We start from the raw sequence: 17,587 nt of genomic DNA on the forward strand, positions 1-17,587 counted from the left end.
ACTGGAGTAGTACTCAAGAGGCTGAAGAGGTGCCCCTGCTAAGGGTATAGGTCGGGAAACTGGCGCGAGAGTTCAAATCTCTCCTACTCCGCCATTGAAATAAACAACGTCGCAAGACGTTTTTTTTCTTATTCTTACCTATGCCTCATTAGGTTCTGATCATTTACTCATTCTACATAAAAAAACTGTAACATTCCAAGAAATCAGATATGTTACAGTTTGCATTGTTACCTGGTGCCGACACGCAGAATTGAACTGCGCGCTGAGCATTACCATTGCTCTGTATTACCACTATACTATGTCGGCAACTATGTGCTTTATCTCAAAGCTATTATATTATAATAGGCATCGTCAGAATTTTCAACAGGTAAAGCACATTTTTTTCATTTTCTAAAATTACAAGATTGTTTCTTTACATTTCTCAAATCATCTATGCTATGTATAAGATATTCCTATTGCTTATTTTACATCCTACTCATGAAGCAATGGTAGAAGTTCACGATATACTCTGGAAATCGGTAAACCTACCACATTAAAATAATCACCTTCAATGCTTTTTACCAACAGCTTTCCCATTCCCTGAATGCCATAAGCTCCTGCTTTATCATAAGGTTCATCGCTTGCAACATAAGCAGTAAGCAACTCCTCCTCTAGATCATAAAATGTTACCTTCGTTGTTTCATGGAAAAGAATCGTATGCGTTTTACTTAACAAGGCTACGCCTGTTATAACTTCATGTGTCTGATTACTAAGCATTTTTAACATCCGTAAAGCATCTGCTTGATCCTTTGGTTTCCCTAATCTTTCCTCTTCCCATATGACCATCGTATCACAGCCAATGACAACTGCATCTGGATGTTGCGTAAAGATATCACTGGCTTTTTGTAATGCCAATTGCTCGATTGCCTGTGCAGCAGGAAGATGAAGAGGTACAATTTCTTCCTTCTTTGAAGGAATGATTTGAAATGGCAGACCGCTATCTTGCATGAGTTCCTTACGTCTGGGAGAAGCACTTGCCAAAATCAGTTGTTTACGCATCATGAGAAAGCTCCTGTGTTTCCGCTTGATAATGTTTCAACTGATAACGCAAATAGATATAAGCCCCCACAAAACAGCCTATAAAGCCTATTGCAAACATCATGACGATACGGAATACCAACTTACTGAAGAAGGCTGCCGGAAATAAATTGATCATCAGATCTGTACTAGGATTTAATAGCCATAAATCATTACGGAATGCCACATGATGAAATGCTGTCCAGAAAGCATCAAAGTCAACATATGCCCAACCTGCCAGCATGATAAAAAAGATTGCAAATAGAATCGCTGCTTTCATATAATTAATACTTAACACTGTCCATGCACCTTTCTTTAATCGCACAAGCAGATAAATGCAGCTTACCACCAAAATCACAAAAGCCATGTTTCGCAAGATTTGGGCAAAATGATACAGACTTCTAACATCCACCATATGTGCAGCCTCTTTGCTGTTAAAGGCCTCTACCTTACTACCCTGCACGGTAATTTCGACATTGATATTATCACGCTTATCCTGCAAATAATCTAATAATGTATTTGTCGCAAGATTCAAGTCCTTTTGCGTCATGCCTAAATCCTGTGCTGTTTGCAATGTTTTATATTCACTCTTATAGAAATCAGAATCAAAACAATTGATACTGACACTGGTTACCAGTAAAATGATGACCAATGAAATTGCTGCTGCATAGGAGGCAATTGTATTTAATTTATTAAGTACCACGTTCATAAACAACCCTCTTTTTTTAATTTTAGCTATATTATATCGTACCATATTTTAATGAAAAAGCAAACTTGTAATTCCTCACTTCAGTAAGAATGATATAACATTTACTGCTACATGTTATATAACGATAAGTTCTTTTCATTGATAGTAAATATTTTTATTTCTCGTTTATATCAAAGGTTAACCTTTGTGCAAAATCCATATTATGAATATAAAGACTTCTTTAAAGAAAAAGCATTTTGATCTTTTTAAAAATAAGTTTTCTTACCAAAAGGTATCCTCCATACGAATAAAAAAAGATCTCTTCTATCACACCATGCAATCACCATAGGAAGGATAGCAAAGAGATCCTATAAAGATTATAAACATAATTCTAACCCATCAACATCGTTCTATCTTCATACGATAGCGAATACTTTATTCCACAGCCAGTAAGTGCAGATTAGAAACACCGCGGCATTCATTTAACAACTGCATTAAATCATCAATACCAGAATTCATTTCACTGATATCAAAGGAAATAACCACACTTGCCCAGCCATGAATCGGAATGTTTTGGTTAATGGTCAAGATATTAGCATTGGTTTTTGACATCACATTCAGCACCTCGGAAAGAATACCTTTATCATGATGCAACATCAAAGAGATGACTGCCTTACGAGCACTCATTCCTTTATCCGGAAGGAATACATAATCCTTGTATTTATAATAGGTGCCTCTACTGATACCGACACGTTTCACAGCTTCACTGACCTGCTTGACTTCCCCGTTTTGTAAAAGGCTGCGGGCCTCTATAACTTTATCTAGCACATCCGGTAAAATCGCACTATCTACTATATAATATTTTTCCATTATATCACCTCACATTGTACGCCATCATAGGTCGCATGCAACAAACGACAATCCCATGTAGGATATAGCATCTGTATTTGTTCTATGAGTTTCTTCGCATCTGTTTCTTCCTGTGTCAACGCAATCATCGTAGATCCACTGCCACTGATGAACATTGTAATCATATCTTGTTGTTGGCATAGTTTTTTTACATCCTCATATTGTGGAATCAGATGCTTGCGATATGGTTCCTGCATCTTATCTGTACATGCTTTCCGCAAGATCAGCGGGTTACCGATTTCCATCGCCTTTGCTAAAGCCGCACAACGCCCCATCTGATATGTAGCATCCGCATAGCTCATCTGATTTGGTAAGACTTCTCGTGCTGCCTTGGTATTGACTTCATAATCAGGAATCAATGTGACAAACAACAGATCTTTCTTGATGCCATAGCGAATCATATTCGGCTTTCCTTCTTCCATAAAGCTGACACAAAGACCTCCAAAGATAGCAGGTGCAATATTATCCGGGTGCCCTTCCATCTGTGTTGCCAAATCAAATAACTCATATTTATTAAGAGGACTTCCTACTAGTGCATTTGCCCCAGCCAATCCGGCAACGATGCAGGTGGCACTGCTGCCTAATCCTCTTGTATAAGGAATGTTGGTATCCATGGTAATGCGCAATCCTGTACAATTTTTCTGTAAATACTGCATCCCCTTTAAAAAGGCTTGGTAAATTAAGTTATCTTCATTACAATAAGCTTCTTCACAGCCTATGATTTCTAATCCTGTAGCGATTTCTTCAAAATAAACAGTTGCATATTCATCTAATGCCAAACCCAAACAATCATATCCTACACCTAAGTTAGCACTGGTTGCCGGCACAATTACCTTAATCATGGAACATCTCCTTTACTGTTTTTTCTACGTAATCACGCATATCCTCTTTATCAATTACATCCTCATGACGAATTTTTGCCCCTTGCAGCAACAATAAAGAATCCGGAATACGGGCACCGCTTTTTCGCTGTAATTCTTCCATACAAGCAAATTCATCCTCATTGCTCTGTTGGAAAATAGCGTTTTCCACTGCCGGAGCAAATTTATACGGACTGGCCGTTGCCAATAAGACACAAGGTGTCGCATCATTTTTTTGATAGTCCTTCATCACCTTATAACCAACGGCTGTATGAGGATCTAATACATATCCCTTTTCCTCATAAAACTCTTTCATGATCGCAGCACATGTTTCATCATCACAAAAGCCACCATAAAAATCTTTTTGAATATCTTTAAATATATCACTGCGTACCTGATAAGAACCTTTTTCTTCCAAAGACTTCATCAGTTCATGAATATAGTCTGCATCTTTTCCGCTCTTATAATACAACAAACGTTCCAGGTTACTGGAAATTAAAATATCCATACTTGGTGATATGGTTTTAAAGAAAGAACGGTTACGATCATAAATACCCGTGGTTAAAAAATCATACAGCACATGGTTGGCATTGCTGGCAACCAGGAAACGTTTTACGGGAAGTCCCATACATTTTGCATAATAGCCGGCTAAAACATTGCCATAATTACCGGTTGGTACACAGAAATTAATCTCTTCGCCGAAACGAATCTTACCTTTGCGTACCATTTCCTTATAAGCAAATACATAATAAACAATCTGCGGTATCAAACGGCCGATATTAATTGAGTTTGCGCTAGATAATGTCGTATTCATCTCATTCAGACGCTCTTTCATCTCTTGATCTTGGAAAATCTTTTTTACATTCGATTGCGCATCATCAAAGTTTCCCTGAATAGCACAAACTTTTGTATTTTGTCCACTTGTTGTCACCATTTGTAATTTCTGCATATTGCTGACACCATGATCCGGATAGAACACTGTGATACCAATATGCTCAACATCTTTAAAGCCTTCCAAAGCAGCTTTTCCCGTATCACCACTGGTTGCTGTTAAAATCATCACATCTTTGCCTTTACAGCTTTGAATAGCAGTTGACATTAATTGTGGCAACATACGCAATCCCACATCTTTAAAAGCACAGGTAGGTCCATGGAACAATTCCAAAACAGGTACATCTTTGGCAATATGAAGAGGGGTAATATCATCGTTATCAAAACGATTGGCATAGGCATCCTGTACACATTTTTTCACTTCCTCTCCCGTGAAATCCGGAAGTAATGCAGACAGAATAGTTTCTGCCATTTGCGCATAAGACATTTCCATCATATCGCGGATAGGCAGCTTTACTTCATCCAATCCATCGTATACATATAGACCGCCATCATCCGCCATACCAGCTAAGATAGCTTCTTTCGGTGTCCGCTTTATATCTTTATTACGAGTACTTGTATATATTTTCTGCATCCTTTTTTCCATATCTTTAATTCTCCTTTTTTCATCTTGCAATTCTTATTTTACTATGATACAATGTTCGCAATATAAAAACAAGTGTTTTTATTAAAAAGACAAAAAATTTTAAAAAGGAGGATTTCCATGAATATAGCAATACTTGGTTTTGGAACGATCGGCAGTGGTGTTTATGAAATTATTGAGCATGCCACAACACCAGAAACGAAAGCTTTGCATGTAACACATATTTTGATACGAAAAGGAAAACCTAAAACGCTTCCTTATATGTGTGATGATATTGAAACCATACTCAACGATCCTGCTTTGGATGTTGTCGTAGAAACCATGGGAGGTTTAGAGCCTGCCCATACTTATATCCTACAGGCATTACAGGCCGGAAAACATGTTGTCACGGCAAACAAAGCGGTTGTCGCAGCCTATGTAAAAGAATTTCATGAATGTGCCAGTGAGAATGATGTAAACTTCTATTATGAAGCCAGCACCGGAGGTGGTATTCCATGGATTCAAGGTCTGGAAAAAGCTTTACGTATTGATCAGGTCAATCGCATTCACGGTATTTTTAATGGAACCAGCAACTTCATTCTAGATCATATGCAGCGTTATCAGGCAACCTTTGATGAAGTATTAAAGGAAGCACAACATTTAGGATATGCCGAAGCTGATCCCAGCGCGGATATCGATGGCTTTGATATTTGCAATAAACTGCGTATTTCTGCATCCATTGCCTATGATTATCATGTCCCTGATAACTTTCCGGTATTTGGGATCCGCAACATCACCAAAGAAGATGTGCAGTATTTTAAATCCTTAGGTATGGCCGTTCGTCTGATAGCCAAAACCAAACGCCAAGGAAACACCTACAGCTGTGTCGTAGAGCCTATTTTATTTAGAGAAAATCAGTTGGAAGCAAATACGATGGATAATTACAATCTGATTACCTTGCATGGTGATACGATTGGTGATTTAAAGTTTTTTGGACAAGGGGCCGGAAAACTGGCAACGGCCAATGCTGTAGTACAAGATATCCTTGATATCCTGGAAGGCAAAGCCCATCGCGTCTTGCATTTCCAAAAAGAAATGCAGTATGATACGACATTGTGTAACCGTGATTATATTGTACGCTGTGATAAATCCTTACGTCCGATGTTACATCATTTATCTTATGACAGCAGTACCTTTGATAAATATCTACATGTAAAAAATGTCGAGGTTGCCCATATGCATGAACTGATGAAAGAAATCTTAAAACACGATGCTACAGCCTTTATGGCAAGCATCCATGATCATAGGGAGGAATTATAATGTTAAAGATTGCTAAATTTGGAGGGTCATCTGTCGCTAATGCCGCACAGTTTGCAAAGGTTAAGCATATTATTGAAAGTGATGAAGCGAGACGTTTTGTTGTCGTCAGCGCAAGTGGCAAAGAGCATAAAAAAGACAACAAAGTAACAGATTTATTATATCTGATAGAAGCTCATCTGAAATATAGTGTAGATTATCTATCCTTATTCGATTTGATTAAAGAACGCTTTATTTCTATTAAAACCGATTTAGGACTACATTACCCTATCGAAGAGGATTTGGCTAAGTTACAAAGTGAGCTAAGCAAATCGATGTCTACGGATTATCTGGTAAGCCGTGGTGAATATCTGACCGCAAAATTAATGGCGGAATATTTAGGTTTCCCTTTTGTTGATGCCAAAGATATCATCACCTTCCGCTATGATGGCAAGATTGATTTTGATGCCACAAACTATCGTTTGGATAATTTTCTAAAATCCCATGACTGCTTTGTCATTCCAGGGTTTTATGGTGCTTTGCCAGATGGTACAGTAAAAACAATGGCACGTGGAGGAAGTGATATTACAGGATCTATATTAGCACGCCTATTAAATGCCGATATGTATGAAAATTGGACAGATGTATCCGGCATTTTGATGGCTGACCCACGCATCGTGACACACCCAAAACGTATTCATACGATTACTTATAGCGAATTGCGTGAATTGTCTTACATGGGTGCCAGTGTCCTACATGAAGAAGCCATCTTTCCAGTCAAAGAAAAAAATATACCTATCAATATCTTAAATACAAATCATCCGGAAGAAGGCGGAACGATCATCGTCGAGGAAATCAAAGAAAAAGATTCTGATCAGATCATCACCGGTATCGCCGGCAAGAAAAACTTCACGGTGGTGGCTATTTATAAAAATCATATGTCCGATGAAGTCGGCATCATTCGACGTGCATTAGAAGTATTTGAAAATTACCGCATTTCCATTGAACATATTCCAAGTGGCATTGATTCCTTTAGTATCGTTGTTAATAGCGATGATGTCAAGGATGTCATCTACGATATTGTAGGCGATATCAAAAGAGCCTGCAATCCGGATAATGTGAAAGTCATTGACCACATCGCCTTGATCGCGACTGTTGGTCGTCAGATGATGTATCGTCCCGGTATTTCCGGACGTTTGTTTGCCGTATTAGGTAAGCATAATATCAACATTCGTATGATTGCGCAGGGCAGTGATGAAATCAACATTGTCGTTGGTGTAGAAGATAAGGACTTTGAGAAAACCATTTCGGCTATCTACAATTCCTTTGTTATTGAATAGGATAGAAAGAAAGGAAGGATTGTATATGAGAACATATAATGTGGCTATTTTAGGTGCTACAGGTGCCGTTGGTCAGGAAATGATCAAAATCTTAATGGAACGAAACTTTCCCATCAATGAATTACATTTATTAGCCAGCAAGCGCAGTGCCGGTAAAAAAATGGAAATCAATGGGAAAGAGTATCGCATTGAGGAAACAACCGAGTCAAGCTTTCAAGGGATGGATATCGTGTTAGGTGCTGCGGAGAATGATATTGCTAAGCGCTTTTTACCGAAAGCTGTAGAAGCTGGCGCCGTTGTTGTGGATAACAGCTCGGCCTATCGTTTAGACCCCAATGTACCATTGGTGATACCAGAAGTAAATCCAGAAGCCGTTGCTTCACATAACGGCATCATCGCCAATCCAAACTGCGCAACGATCATTGCTTTGGTAGCTTTAGCACCACTGCATCGCTACGCAAAGGCAAAACGCATGGTCGTATCAACGTATCAGGCGGTTTCCGGAGCCGGCGTAAACGGTATTCGAGAACTGAATCAGCAAGTTGGCGCAATCGCCCATGAGAAAGAAGTAGAAGTTTCTACTTTCCAATATCAGATTGCCTATAATCTGATTCCTCAGATAGGTGGCTTTAATGAAGCGGGATATTCCAGTGAAGAAATGAAAATGCAAAATGAAGGAAGAAAGATCATGAACAATCCTGATCTTTGTGTGAACTGTACATGTGTTCGGGTTCCGGTATATCGTTCTCATTCCGAATCAATCATGGTTGAATTCGATAAAAAAATCAGCGTTGAAAAAGCCAGAGCCTTGTTACAAACTGCTCCAGGTGTAAAATTAGTTGATGATCCCAAACATCAAAAATATCCTATGCCATTAGATACCACCGATCAGGATTTGGTATACGTCGGCCGTATCCGTGAAGATATGAGCAACCATACCAACGCATTAAGTTTTTGGTGCTGCGGCGATCAAGTAAGAAAAGGAGCGGCAACGAATGCTGTGCAAATTGCCGAGTTGGTAATTGCACAGATGGAAAAATAATTAAGACATGAAAAAACCTGTATTTCATAAATATGCACAGATGTCATTCTGCCATACCACGATCATACAGGTTTTTTACTATTCGTTTTTGTAGGAATCCTTTTCAATCAGCATGGGCTGAAAGCGTCGTGATAAGGATACCATCATAATAAGAAATGGCAGTGCCAGCAATATACAAAAGAATGCTGTTAATTTTCCTTGCAAAAACGTTTCGATAACTTCTTTCATCCGGTATCCCTCCATTCATACTGTTAGGATACTCCTTTTTCTTGATTATAATATTAATTTTATATGAAGATTTTATGAAGAGTACGCACCGTTAGAAATTAGGCTTCTTCGGTAGCAATTTCGCGATTTGCATCACATTCAACATCCTGCATAGTTTCTTCAGTTTGTGTAGGAACAACATCCTGATCCTGTGTTTCTGCGATAGCATCATCCAAGCATAATGCAAGTATTTGATTTAGATTTCCAATTTTTGAGATAATAAAACCGATACCATAGCAACCAAAAGCATATGCGAAGAAAGGGGCACAATTGCTGAAATAAGCATTTAGCATATCTTTGATTTCTAAGCTGGCACTTTGACTGTAGGTAACAACCGATTCATACGTAATATAGAAATAAAATGCGGCAATTCCCAGAAATACAACAGATGCTACATAAAAAACGATACTAGCTTTCGAGATTTTAATCTTATTTTTTGACATTAACATTCAACCTTTCTTTTATTCGGATTCTATTATCTACTATAAATATGTGATGAGTGTGTGCATCATGTGATTTCTAGACGAATTTTATGATGTAAGGCTTTTCACATATCTTGTTCGTTATCGTCGCAAGCTTTGCACTGCAACAAGCAATGCGTAAAACCGTTTTATCTTCTTTTCATTATGAATAGTTTTTTTATAAGATGGAATGCATCATAAGAAAATTAAAAAAACTATGGATAAATCAAAAAAAATATAGTATTATTATAAAGCATAAATGAGCAGCCGTGGTGGAATGGCAGACACGCTATCTTGAGGGGGTAGTGGGCGTATGCTCGTGTGAGTTCAAGTCTCATCGGCTGCACCAATGAAAAGCAAAAAAGATGTTTTAGGGTTACCTTAAATATCTTATGAAAGAGCAAGTCCTTTCAAAAGGACTTTTTTTCTACTTACTTTCTTTTTCGGTGATGCCAAAACATCCTTATAACATAGCTTTATGTAAGAGCATTCGACACTTATCAAAGGCTTTTCCTACATCCTGTGTGATTCATGAATTCATCAAATATCATCTGCTATATAGCCTTTATTTATGCACAATTGCGCAATCGAAATAGCTAAATTTCGTTACGTTTTTTCGCGCCGTTATATACTGTAAAGAAACTGTTTTACGGATATAATTTTTTCATTTTCTACTAGACAAATGTTTTAAAATAGTTTATTATATATAAGCACTCAATTAAGCAGGAGTGGTGGAACGGCAGACACGCTGTCTTCAGGCGGCAGTGCGAGCAATCGCGTGAGAGTTCAAATCTCTTCTCCTGCACCATATCGTGAGTGAAGCGCTCTATATCAGCGCTTTTTTTATACTCTTTTCCTTACATGAATTATCTCATGTAAATGGTGAAATTTTTTTAAAGTAAAAACTGAGTTATGTTTAGTGCTTACTTTCATATCATACCATAAATATAGCAAATAAATGAGTCTTATATTTTTTAATATTCTTTTGTATACTGTAAATGTTAGAAAGAGGGGGAAACATGGGAACTTTATTATAATTTTAAATTATAGAATAAAAAAGGAGGATAAAAATTAAAAGATTGGTTATAAACGTTTTTAGTATAATGACTTGTCTATGGATCAGGAGGAACAGTTACTGATATCAATAGATTTACTAGTTATTATACTGTGGTTCGTCAAACTAACTTTTATAAATAAAAAAAATTATGAGAAAAATTTATTTTCAGCAATATTAAGATATTCAAGTTTTGCAAGTCTCATTGTAGCAATTATAGCAATTTTATTAAAATTTGATATAAATTTACAAATAAATTATTTTCAATTTTGTTTATTTTTGATAGTTTTTTCTAACTTAATCAATATAGCAAGAGAAAAATCAATTATTAAACATCCCCTTCTATATCTTGCTTATTTTACTTGTATTGTATATGCTATTTTGATTATATTTATTTTGTAAACTATGGGTATTAAATTTACTATTTTCTAATTCTAATAAGTGAATCAGGTTAGATTGACCAAGCAAATACTTGGTCAATTTTTATCTTTTCAAGTATTACATTTTTGATTTTTGTGACTACCTATGTAAAACAATGGCGAATCGATAATCCAGAGAGAAAACCCAAAAATGTATTCAAGAAACTAGTTTATCTAAGAATACGGTTTGTAAAGGGTAATAGTAATTTTAACCATGTTACGTCGTTTTCCTTCCCTTCAGCTATCAGCTTTCACTTATCAAGATATCTGCACGATAACCTGTCATTCCATAGGCACTACACTGGGATTAGCAAAAATCGAACAGCTTTTCACCTTGTTCATGCACAAGCCAGAAGCCTATGAACAATTGCTTCAAGAAGAAAATGCTGTCTAATGCGTGCCTTTATATGTCAAGATGATAAACAGCATACTTGCTATGCTTTTGCAGTAGCTTTATTCGCAATAGCCTTATAGATATGAAAAATCAAGGTACTGATGAGAAAGAAAAAACCTGCAAAAAGAAAGGATAAGCGAGCTCCTGCACCATAAATAAATCCTGCAAACAAAGCTCCGGCAATCATGCCAAGACTTTTCATCGCATTGTAAAAGCCCATGACCTGATGACTGTTTTCCGTATTACCTTCCCCAGCACATACATCCTGTAATAGTGGAATATAGATGGCATTAAACGCAAAGAAAAGCAGATTAACAACCATGAATGGAACCATGTGCGTGGTAAAGGTCATCATCACAAGTAAGATGCCGGTTCCTGCTAAAACATAGCGCAGGGCTTTTTTTACATTTCCGCGTTTTATGATCCACATACAGATCGTCGTATTTGCGAATAAAGATACAAAACCAACAACTGCTTTTAATGCGCCATTGTAGGAAGATGGGAAACCGAACTGATCTTTAATGAAATAGTTGAAATTTTGATCATATGCCGTGGTTGCACAAGATGTTAGAAAGACAACAAAAAACAATAGCACCATGGCCACGTTTAAAAAGTGGCGTGCATCCAGAAAGGCTTGGAAAGGATTGATATCCTTAAAAGAAATAGTATGCGTTTTTGCTTTATCGGGATCAGCTTTTAAAAACAAAGCAAAAAGAACTCCGGCAGCCACCAAGGTCAGACTTTGCATAACAAAAGTCGCAAACAAGGAATAAACACCCATGATACCGCCTATCAAATAACCAAAAGCTGCAAAAACTGTTGTGATGGTGGCAGATAAAGCAAGATAGCGACCTCTTTGTTCAAGTGTGGCATGGGCAATGATATAAGTCAAAAAGCTCACCATGATACCACCAACAAAGAAGCCGGATAATAAACGTGCAACCATGATCAAAGGAAGTGTTTTACTAAGAGCAAACAGCATTTGTCCTGCGCCATAGCCCACGCAACATATGCCCAATACACGCTTACTGCCTAAATGATGTACCTGATTTGCCCATAATGGCGAAAACAAGAAATTCGTAAATGCCATGCCGGCATACAATAAACCAAAAGAATAATCCGGCAGCTGTAATTGTTGAATCAATGTCGGTGTGATGGGATGGGCAAAATTCGCAGCCATGCTTTCCATTGCAACCAGTATAAAGAAAACGACAAAATGATACTTTTGAAATGTTTGTCTGATTTGCATATTGTTACCTCATCTGTAGTTATTGCTTAACTGTTGCTTTCTATCTAAATAACAGCATTATGATACACTACTTTTCCTACAACATGCAATCCTAAAACATTCTTATGATAAGGAAATCTTTGTAAAGGCCATACTGCTGATGTACAAAGACACTTATTACTATAAAGTAAGAATGTAGCGTTTCATTAAAAAAGCGATTCACCATCACGATGATCCGCTATCTTATAAATATGAAGTGCAAATAAATTACTATTTTTTCGTTTTCCTTTTTACCTCTGGCAACTCCTCATACATTGCCTCAAAAAGGCCCATTAAAAAAGCTTTATCATCAATTTCATTTACCAATAGCATTGCTTTCGCCCCTGCATATGGCAGTTTATAGGTAGCTGTCGGCAAATACTTCACTGCTGATTTTATCGGTTTTACAAGTAATCGATCATCATAAATACCGCCTACGATCTTTCCACGGTAATAGATGATGTATTCCTTCATCATTGCGCGATATGTGATATCCTCTAGCGCAGACAATTGTTCTAAAACATATTGTAAAAAGCTTTTACTAGATGGCTTTCACCTCTCATTCTTATATGGTACGGTATGCTTATTTCACTGCCGGTCTTTGGTATAATGCTTTTCTTTGCAAGCCATTTTGTTTGCTCATTTTATACCAATTTCGATGCGCCGCCAAGATATATAATCTTCTTGGAAAGTAGCTTTGTTCCACATAAATATCCTCAATGCATCGCTTATCAGAAATAGCTTCAGCAAACTGTTGGATTCCTTTTCCTAATTGTTGATTGGGGCCTTGATTAAGAGGAACCTTTTTTAAAGTGCCAAGCATTTCACCGGCTCCTATGGCAAGTCCTCCTCCATAGAAAAATCCCATCTTGCTGCACCAATTCTTTACAATTTCCAGCAAAACATTACCTTGTTCACTTTCATAAAAACCAAGATTGGTTATTACATAAACGGGTAATTGTGCAAACTGTCCTTGATATTGAAGATACATCTGTTCCATAAACTCCATGACTTGGGCAGGAACACCATCTACATATACCGGTATACCTATCACACAGGCATCCGCTTTTTGAAGCAGATCTTTCATAACATTTAGATCTTTTAGTTGATGAAGTTGTACGCTTTCATATGAATCTTTTAGTTGCGTTTTTAATAAATTTAAAAAATGATTTGAATTACTCTTGCTTTTGCGTAAGCTACCATTCAGTAATAGAATCATATCTTTTTCCCATACCTTTCTCATTCCCTACGACTTTTTAAATGCATATTGATGCGAAAATGATGAATATAAAAATTAGTTACTTCTTATATCACTAGCTCTTTAAGCTTCTCATAACTATCTACAAAACAAACTTGTTTTAATATGCCGTTAAAATTTTGCACATTTGCTTCTACCAATTGTTTAGCGGTTTTCTTTTCATTTTCAGATAGATCTTCTCCATAAAAAAACACACGGAATTGTATCGTATTATGATATCTTACTTTATGGTGCATTTCTCCTTGGCGTATCTCGAAAAAAGGAAGAAAATATGCGATAGAGCGATCTATAACATTTTTTATAAAAGAACTATAGCTGCCAAACGAACATCGGCTAATAATCATCAACTCGTCTGTGTTACCAAAAAGAGCACCTATTTTTTGATATTCATCTTGTATAACACACTGCCCCGGTGTTTTCGTCCAGCAACCAAAGCAGCCCACGCATGGATGGATGACCTTGGTATGATCGATGATTCTTGTATTATTATCTACAGGAAGAGCAAGCGTGCTCCATTCCGCTTGTGCTAAATCATGCAGTATTACCTTCATATCATTTCCCCTTATCATTTTCATTTCATCTGTTTGTATCCTTAATTGTTAGTATTCTTTTCCATCTGTTAGTATAAAAGCGCATCAGCCTTTCAAGAATAGGAACAACACTTCCTTATTTTTGCTTACGATAGCGCTCCCCATCTAAGAAAAACATCGTAAATGTTGCACGTGATAATAAGAGTTCTTGATCGTTAAAAATAAACACTTCATATACACCTGTCGTTCTACCAGCAGATATTTCCTGTGCGATGCCGATTAGCTTACCACCTTTTCCCGGTTTTATATAATTGATGGTACCCGAAAGCGTAACACTATCGCGCCCTGTCGCAAAGCTAGCTGCTCCAGCAGCTGTGTCAGCTAAGGAATACAATGCTCCGCCATGAACAAAGCCATGAACATTCAAAATCTGTTCATCTATAATCATCTCCACCTTAGCATAGCCTTCTTTTACTTCAACAACATGCATATCGTTGCTTTGTAAAAACTGGCTGGAGGAGTTTAAACGTTTCTTCAAGTCTTCCATTGATGCCATAAGAAAACCTCCTATCTCAGCTATAGTATAGCATGATAACAAGGAATTATAAAAGGGATGCAAAACGTTAGAAGCTCTTGATACGCACATATTCACCAATAAAATGAATCAATTTGATTTCTTTTGAAGACATCCATTGACGAAAACTTCCTTTGTGTCGTATGATAAAGAAAAGAAAGCAGGGATCTTATGCTCAGCAAAGAACGTTTATTTCGCATTATGGAAGTAATTGAAGAACAATCTTTTGTCACCATTAGTGAATTGATGGAATTTTTAAACGCCAGTAAATCTACGATCACCCGTGATTTAATGGAGCTAGAGCGACAGGGATTGATTCAGCGTGAACGCGGTGGAGCGATTCGTAAAGAATTACCACAGACTTTAAGCAGCAGTACCGATTTACCGGTAATGAACAAAGAAAACATTCACTTAGCTGAAAAAGAATTGATTGGAAAAGCAGCGGCTGAGATCGTGAAGAATGGTGAATGTATTTACCTTGATTCCGGTACAACCCCAGTTGCCATGCTGCCCTATCTGAAAGATAAAAACATCAAATTGGTAACAGCCAGTACTTATTTGGTAAGAAAATTGCCGAAACGTTTTAAAGGGGAATTGTTTCTGATCGGCGGTCATTATATTCCCGATTATGATATGAGCGTCGGTTTTGTAGCCATTGAAGATATTAATCGATTTCATTTCGATCAGGCTTTTTTCTCAGCAAGCGGTATTGATTTAGAAAGTGAAGAAGTCATGGCTGTTGATTTAGATATCAGTGCTGTGAAAGCTGCTGTATTAAAACGCTGTCGCAAAGCACATATATTGGCCGATGCCAGCAAGCTGCAGGTACAAGCCTTAGCCACCTGGGCACACACAACTGACTTTGATACAATTTTCATGAATGCGCCAACCACCGTTGAGCAATTGCCGGATAATTTTCATGTATGCAAAGAATGATTTTCTAAAACCAGTTGAATGATCACCACATACAAATAAAGAATAATCCTAAAAGCTAGCTTACTTTTATTTTCTAAGAAGATTCAAAGTCTTTGCCAATACCTTTTGTTTGTTTTCCCTAAGTTGAATTAAAAAACACAGGCAACCTGTTGTATGGATATGCTTTCTAAACAGCTCTCCTTAAGGTTTCCTGTGTTTTCGTTTATGCAATGGATCGTAAAATTATTTGTGTAAAAGCTTTGGCCTGGCGCAGATCATTTTCATCTGGATGTGATAGTGCCATATCAAAATTATCGAGAATCCGTTCTATTTTCTTTGGATCTTCTTTTGCTCGCTCATAGCGTTCTCTTAATTCCATCGGCATTTTTCCCTGACACATAAAACCATCCACATAAGTACAATCATCTTCAATAAATGCACTGACTCGCTGTAAGATCATATCATAGTATTCTGCACTGCCGCCAAAGCCACATGTACCGAATAACACGATTTGTTTATTATGCAAGGATGAAAAATAATCTAACAATGCGCTTGGGCAGCTGCCTTTATCCGTCCAGAATCCGGCAAAAATAACATCCGCATCTTTTGTCGCATCCATATCCGGAATTCCGAAATAAAGCATATCCTCTGCCGGAATAACCTGCGCAATCGCCTCTGCCACACGTTTTGTATTTCCTGTGTGACTACAATACACAACAGCGTACTTCATTACCGCCATCTCCTTTTTCCTATATGAATATTGTAACACTTTTTACAGGATTGGAAACATCATTTTCTTTATGATACGCATCACCACGATTTCTTACATAGCATGCTCATGCAGTAGTTATTCAAATGGATATATCATGCCCCATTGTTTTCTTACTTCCCATAAAAGCTTTGTCACATCATAGCTCAACTGCAAAGTTTCGTTTTGCCCAGTTCTTACGGCCTCTTCCATATCACGAATCTCATAACACAATGCCAATGCACTTTCTCCATCCTTCATTATTTCTTCATGACCATCTTGTGTCATTTTCCACGTCGCTTTATCTCCTCTAGGGTATTCACATAACTCCAAGTAACCAAGTTCACCCGCTATAACAGCGCGTTTAGGAAGCTTTGCGCGCATTGTTAAGGTAATGGTCGCCATTTCATCTTCTTTATTGCGTAAGATGATACCGCTCATCTCATCTACTCCGGTTTCAAAAGGAAGCATATCTGTTTTAATGATATGCGGCTGTGCATGCAGAAAATAACGGGCAAGGCTTATTGCATAGGTTCCGATATCCAATAAGGCTCCACCTGCCAACTCTTTCGCAAAGAATCGATTGGTAATATCATATTCTTTACAGCTGCCAAAATTTATCTGCAACATTTTTAATTTTCCAAGTTTTCCACTCTCAATGCGTTCTTTCGCTTTCTTCATGATCGGCATATGAAAAATAGTCATCGCTTCCATCAGAATCAGCTGGTGTTTCTTTGCGCAAGCCATAGCCTCTTCAAGTTGTTGTGCATTTACTGTAATAGCTTTTTCACATAAGACATGCTTATGATGTTGAAGTGCCTGCATGATATATTCAAAATGATTGGAATGTGGTGTAGCAATATAGACGATATCCACATGTTCATCTTGCATTACTTCATCAATCGTATAAGCATGCGCGATTGTGTATTGCTTTGCGAACGCTTCTACCTTTTTCGGATGACGTCCTGCAACCGCATAGATAGTCCCATGTTCCTGTAATAATGCCTGTGCCATTTGATGAGCGATGACACCCTGTCCTAAAATACCCCAATTCAT

At 37.5% G+C, this 17,587-nt stretch carries 18 protein-coding genes and 4 tRNA genes; 7 read left to right on the forward strand and 15 right to left on the reverse strand.

Annotated elements, in window-relative coordinates; translation table 11 throughout:
* Positions 1 to 3: 3 nt before the first annotated feature.
* Positions 4 to 94, forward strand: a tRNA-Ser gene (locus AC1VS3_RS06835).
* Between the two features lie 138 nt (positions 95 to 232).
* Here the strand turns inward: AC1VS3_RS06835 and AC1VS3_RS06840 are convergent.
* From AC1VS3_RS06840 to thrC, 6 genes are all read right to left on the reverse strand, one after another.
* Positions 233 to 306, reverse strand: a tRNA-Thr gene (locus AC1VS3_RS06840).
* Between the two features lie 165 nt (positions 307 to 471).
* On the reverse strand, positions 472 to 1,041 hold the full coding sequence (locus AC1VS3_RS06845; RefSeq protein WP_117548047.1) for a Maf family protein: 570 nt from the start codon (positions 1,039 to 1,041) through the stop codon (positions 472 to 474).
* Positions 1,031 to 1,765 (reverse strand): TIGR01906 family membrane protein, encoded by a 735-nt coding sequence (locus AC1VS3_RS06850; RefSeq protein ID WP_008690791.1) that lies wholly within the window; start codon positions 1,763 to 1,765, stop codon positions 1,031 to 1,033. Before AC1VS3_RS06850 ends, AC1VS3_RS06845 begins: the two co-directional genes overlap by 11 nt.
* A 414-nt stretch (positions 1,766 to 2,179) precedes the next feature.
* Positions 2,180 to 2,614 (reverse strand): ACT domain-containing protein, encoded by a 435-nt coding sequence (locus tag AC1VS3_RS06855; RefSeq protein ID WP_008690788.1) that lies wholly within the window; start codon positions 2,612 to 2,614, stop codon positions 2,180 to 2,182.
* The gene (gene thrB, locus AC1VS3_RS06860; protein WP_117548046.1) at positions 2,614 to 3,495 is read right to left on the reverse strand and encodes a homoserine kinase; all 882 of its coding nucleotides are present in this window, start codon (positions 3,493 to 3,495) and stop codon (positions 2,614 to 2,616) included. Before thrB ends, AC1VS3_RS06855 begins: the two co-directional genes overlap by 1 nt.
* The gene (gene thrC, locus AC1VS3_RS06865) at positions 3,488 to 4,990 is read right to left on the reverse strand and encodes a threonine synthase (RefSeq protein ID WP_481275556.1); all 1,503 of its coding nucleotides are present in this window, start codon (positions 4,988 to 4,990) and stop codon (positions 3,488 to 3,490) included. The genes thrB and thrC overlap by 8 nt, the downstream gene beginning before the upstream one ends.
* 117 nt (positions 4,991 to 5,107) lie before the next feature.
* Here thrC and AC1VS3_RS06870 point away from each other — a divergent pair, with 117 nt between their 5' ends.
* From AC1VS3_RS06870 to AC1VS3_RS06880, 3 genes are read left to right on the forward strand one after another with little or no spacing between them, the layout of a single operon-like run.
* Positions 5,108 to 6,286 carry a homoserine dehydrogenase gene (locus AC1VS3_RS06870; RefSeq protein ID WP_481275557.1) on the forward strand — a complete coding sequence of 393 codons (1,179 nt, stop codon included), beginning with the start codon at positions 5,108 to 5,110 and terminating at the stop codon, positions 6,284 to 6,286.
* Positions 6,286 to 7,602, forward strand: coding sequence for an aspartate kinase (locus tag AC1VS3_RS06875; protein WP_481275558.1), 1,317 nt, complete (start codon positions 6,286 to 6,288; stop codon positions 7,600 to 7,602). The genes AC1VS3_RS06870 and AC1VS3_RS06875 overlap by 1 nt, the downstream gene beginning before the upstream one ends.
* A 25-nt stretch (positions 7,603 to 7,627) precedes the next feature.
* Positions 7,628 to 8,644 (forward strand): aspartate-semialdehyde dehydrogenase, encoded by a 1,017-nt coding sequence (locus AC1VS3_RS06880; RefSeq protein ID WP_117548043.1) that lies wholly within the window; start codon positions 7,628 to 7,630, stop codon positions 8,642 to 8,644.
* A gap of 78 nt (positions 8,645 to 8,722) precedes the next feature.
* Here the strand turns inward: AC1VS3_RS06880 and AC1VS3_RS06885 are convergent, their stop codons facing one another.
* Positions 8,723 to 8,872: a hypothetical protein gene (locus AC1VS3_RS06885; RefSeq protein WP_008690778.1), complete on the reverse strand. Its 150-nt coding sequence runs from the start codon at positions 8,870 to 8,872 to the stop codon at positions 8,723 to 8,725.
* A gap of 98 nt (positions 8,873 to 8,970) precedes the next feature.
* A complete protein-coding gene (locus AC1VS3_RS06890; protein WP_117548042.1) occupies positions 8,971 to 9,354 on the reverse strand; it encodes a hypothetical protein in 384 nt (127 codons plus the stop codon).
* A 281-nt stretch (positions 9,355 to 9,635) separates the two neighbouring features.
* On the opposite strand from AC1VS3_RS06890, the gene AC1VS3_RS06895 reads away from it, so the two are divergent.
* Positions 9,636 to 9,721, forward strand: a tRNA-Leu gene (locus AC1VS3_RS06895).
* Positions 9,722 to 10,094: 373 nt separating this feature from the next.
* Positions 10,095 to 10,180 (forward strand) — tRNA-Leu (locus AC1VS3_RS06900).
* Positions 10,181 to 11,279: 1,099 nt separating this feature from the next.
* Here the strand turns inward: AC1VS3_RS06900 and AC1VS3_RS06905 are convergent.
* The 5 genes from AC1VS3_RS06905 to AC1VS3_RS06925 all read right to left on the reverse strand — a co-directional run bounded on the left by AC1VS3_RS06905 (position 11,280) and on the right by AC1VS3_RS06925 (position 14,850).
* Complete coding sequence (locus AC1VS3_RS06905; RefSeq protein WP_117548039.1) at positions 11,280 to 12,488, reverse strand: MFS transporter; 1,209 nt, start codon at positions 12,486 to 12,488, stop codon at positions 11,280 to 11,282.
* A 249-nt stretch (positions 12,489 to 12,737) separates the two neighbouring features.
* Entirely contained in the window at positions 12,738 to 13,016 is a 279-nt protein-coding gene (locus AC1VS3_RS06910) for a competence protein TfoX (protein ID WP_117548038.1), read from the reverse strand.
* Positions 13,017 to 13,089: 73 nt separating this feature from the next.
* Complete coding sequence (locus AC1VS3_RS06915) at positions 13,090 to 13,749, reverse strand: NAD(P)H-dependent oxidoreductase (RefSeq protein WP_117548037.1); 660 nt, start codon at positions 13,747 to 13,749, stop codon at positions 13,090 to 13,092.
* A gap of 62 nt (positions 13,750 to 13,811) precedes the next feature.
* Positions 13,812 to 14,315, reverse strand: coding sequence for a flavodoxin family protein (locus AC1VS3_RS06920; protein WP_117548036.1), 504 nt, complete (start codon positions 14,313 to 14,315; stop codon positions 13,812 to 13,814).
* 115 nt (positions 14,316 to 14,430) lie between these two features.
* Positions 14,431 to 14,850 (reverse strand): PaaI family thioesterase, encoded by a 420-nt coding sequence (locus AC1VS3_RS06925; protein WP_117548035.1) that lies wholly within the window; start codon positions 14,848 to 14,850, stop codon positions 14,431 to 14,433.
* 189 nt (positions 14,851 to 15,039) lie between these two features.
* On the opposite strand from AC1VS3_RS06925, the gene AC1VS3_RS06930 reads away from it, so the two are divergent.
* Positions 15,040 to 15,804 (forward strand): DeoR/GlpR family DNA-binding transcription regulator, encoded by a 765-nt coding sequence (locus AC1VS3_RS06930; RefSeq protein ID WP_008690767.1) that lies wholly within the window; start codon positions 15,040 to 15,042, stop codon positions 15,802 to 15,804.
* 202 nt (positions 15,805 to 16,006) lie between these two features.
* Here AC1VS3_RS06930 and bilS read toward each other — a convergent pair whose 3' ends face one another.
* Positions 16,007 to 16,513 carry a flavodoxin family protein BilS gene (gene bilS / locus AC1VS3_RS06935; protein ID WP_008690765.1) on the reverse strand — a complete coding sequence of 169 codons (507 nt, stop codon included), beginning with the start codon at positions 16,511 to 16,513 and terminating at the stop codon, positions 16,007 to 16,009.
* Positions 16,514 to 16,630: 117 nt separating this feature from the next.
* Positions 16,631 to 17,587 carry a Gfo/Idh/MocA family protein gene (locus AC1VS3_RS06940; RefSeq protein ID WP_117548034.1) on the reverse strand — a complete coding sequence of 319 codons (957 nt, stop codon included), beginning with the start codon at positions 17,585 to 17,587 and terminating at the stop codon, positions 16,631 to 16,633.

This window comes from Longicatena sp., from assembly GCF_982403165.1.

Coding starts and splice junctions, on each gene's coding strand:
- AC1VS3_RS06845 (WP_117548047.1), bottom strand. CDS start 1,041: ATGATGCGTAAACAACTGATTTTGGCAAGTGCTTCTCCCAGACGTAAG.
- AC1VS3_RS06850 (WP_008690791.1), bottom strand. CDS start 1,765: ATGAACGTGGTACTTAATAAATTAAATACAATTGCCTCCTATGCAGCA.
- AC1VS3_RS06855 (WP_008690788.1), bottom strand. CDS start 2,614: ATGGAAAAATATTATATAGTAGATAGTGCGATTTTACCGGATGTGCTA.
- thrB (WP_117548046.1), bottom strand. CDS start 3,495: ATGATTAAGGTAATTGTGCCGGCAACCAGTGCTAACTTAGGTGTAGGA.
- thrC (WP_481275556.1), bottom strand. CDS start 4,990: ATGGAAAAAAGGATGCAGAAAATATATACAAGTACTCGTAATAAAGAT.
- AC1VS3_RS06870 (WP_481275557.1), top strand. CDS start 5,108: ATGAATATAGCAATACTTGGTTTTGGAACGATCGGCAGTGGTGTTTAT.
- AC1VS3_RS06875 (WP_481275558.1), top strand. CDS start 6,286: ATGTTAAAGATTGCTAAATTTGGAGGGTCATCTGTCGCTAATGCCGCA.
- AC1VS3_RS06880 (WP_117548043.1), top strand. CDS start 7,628: ATGAGAACATATAATGTGGCTATTTTAGGTGCTACAGGTGCCGTTGGT.
- AC1VS3_RS06885 (WP_008690778.1), bottom strand. CDS start 8,872: ATGAAAGAAGTTATCGAAACGTTTTTGCAAGGAAAATTAACAGCATTC.
- AC1VS3_RS06890 (WP_117548042.1), bottom strand. CDS start 9,354: ATGTCAAAAAATAAGATTAAAATCTCGAAAGCTAGTATCGTTTTTTAT.
- AC1VS3_RS06905 (WP_117548039.1), bottom strand. CDS start 12,488: ATGCAAATCAGACAAACATTTCAAAAGTATCATTTTGTCGTTTTCTTT.
- AC1VS3_RS06915 (WP_117548037.1), bottom strand. CDS start 13,749: ATGAGAAAGGTATGGGAAAAAGATATGATTCTATTACTGAATGGTAGC.
- AC1VS3_RS06920 (WP_117548036.1), bottom strand. CDS start 14,315: ATGAAGGTAATACTGCATGATTTAGCACAAGCGGAATGGAGCACGCTT.
- AC1VS3_RS06925 (WP_117548035.1), bottom strand. CDS start 14,850: ATGGCATCAATGGAAGACTTGAAGAAACGTTTAAACTCCTCCAGCCAG.
- AC1VS3_RS06930 (WP_008690767.1), top strand. CDS start 15,040: ATGCTCAGCAAAGAACGTTTATTTCGCATTATGGAAGTAATTGAAGAA.
- bilS (WP_008690765.1), bottom strand. CDS start 16,513: ATGAAGTACGCTGTTGTGTATTGTAGTCACACAGGAAATACAAAACGT.
- AC1VS3_RS06940 (WP_117548034.1), bottom strand. CDS start 17,587: ATGAATTGGGGTATTTTAGGACAGGGTGTCATCGCTCATCAAATGGCA.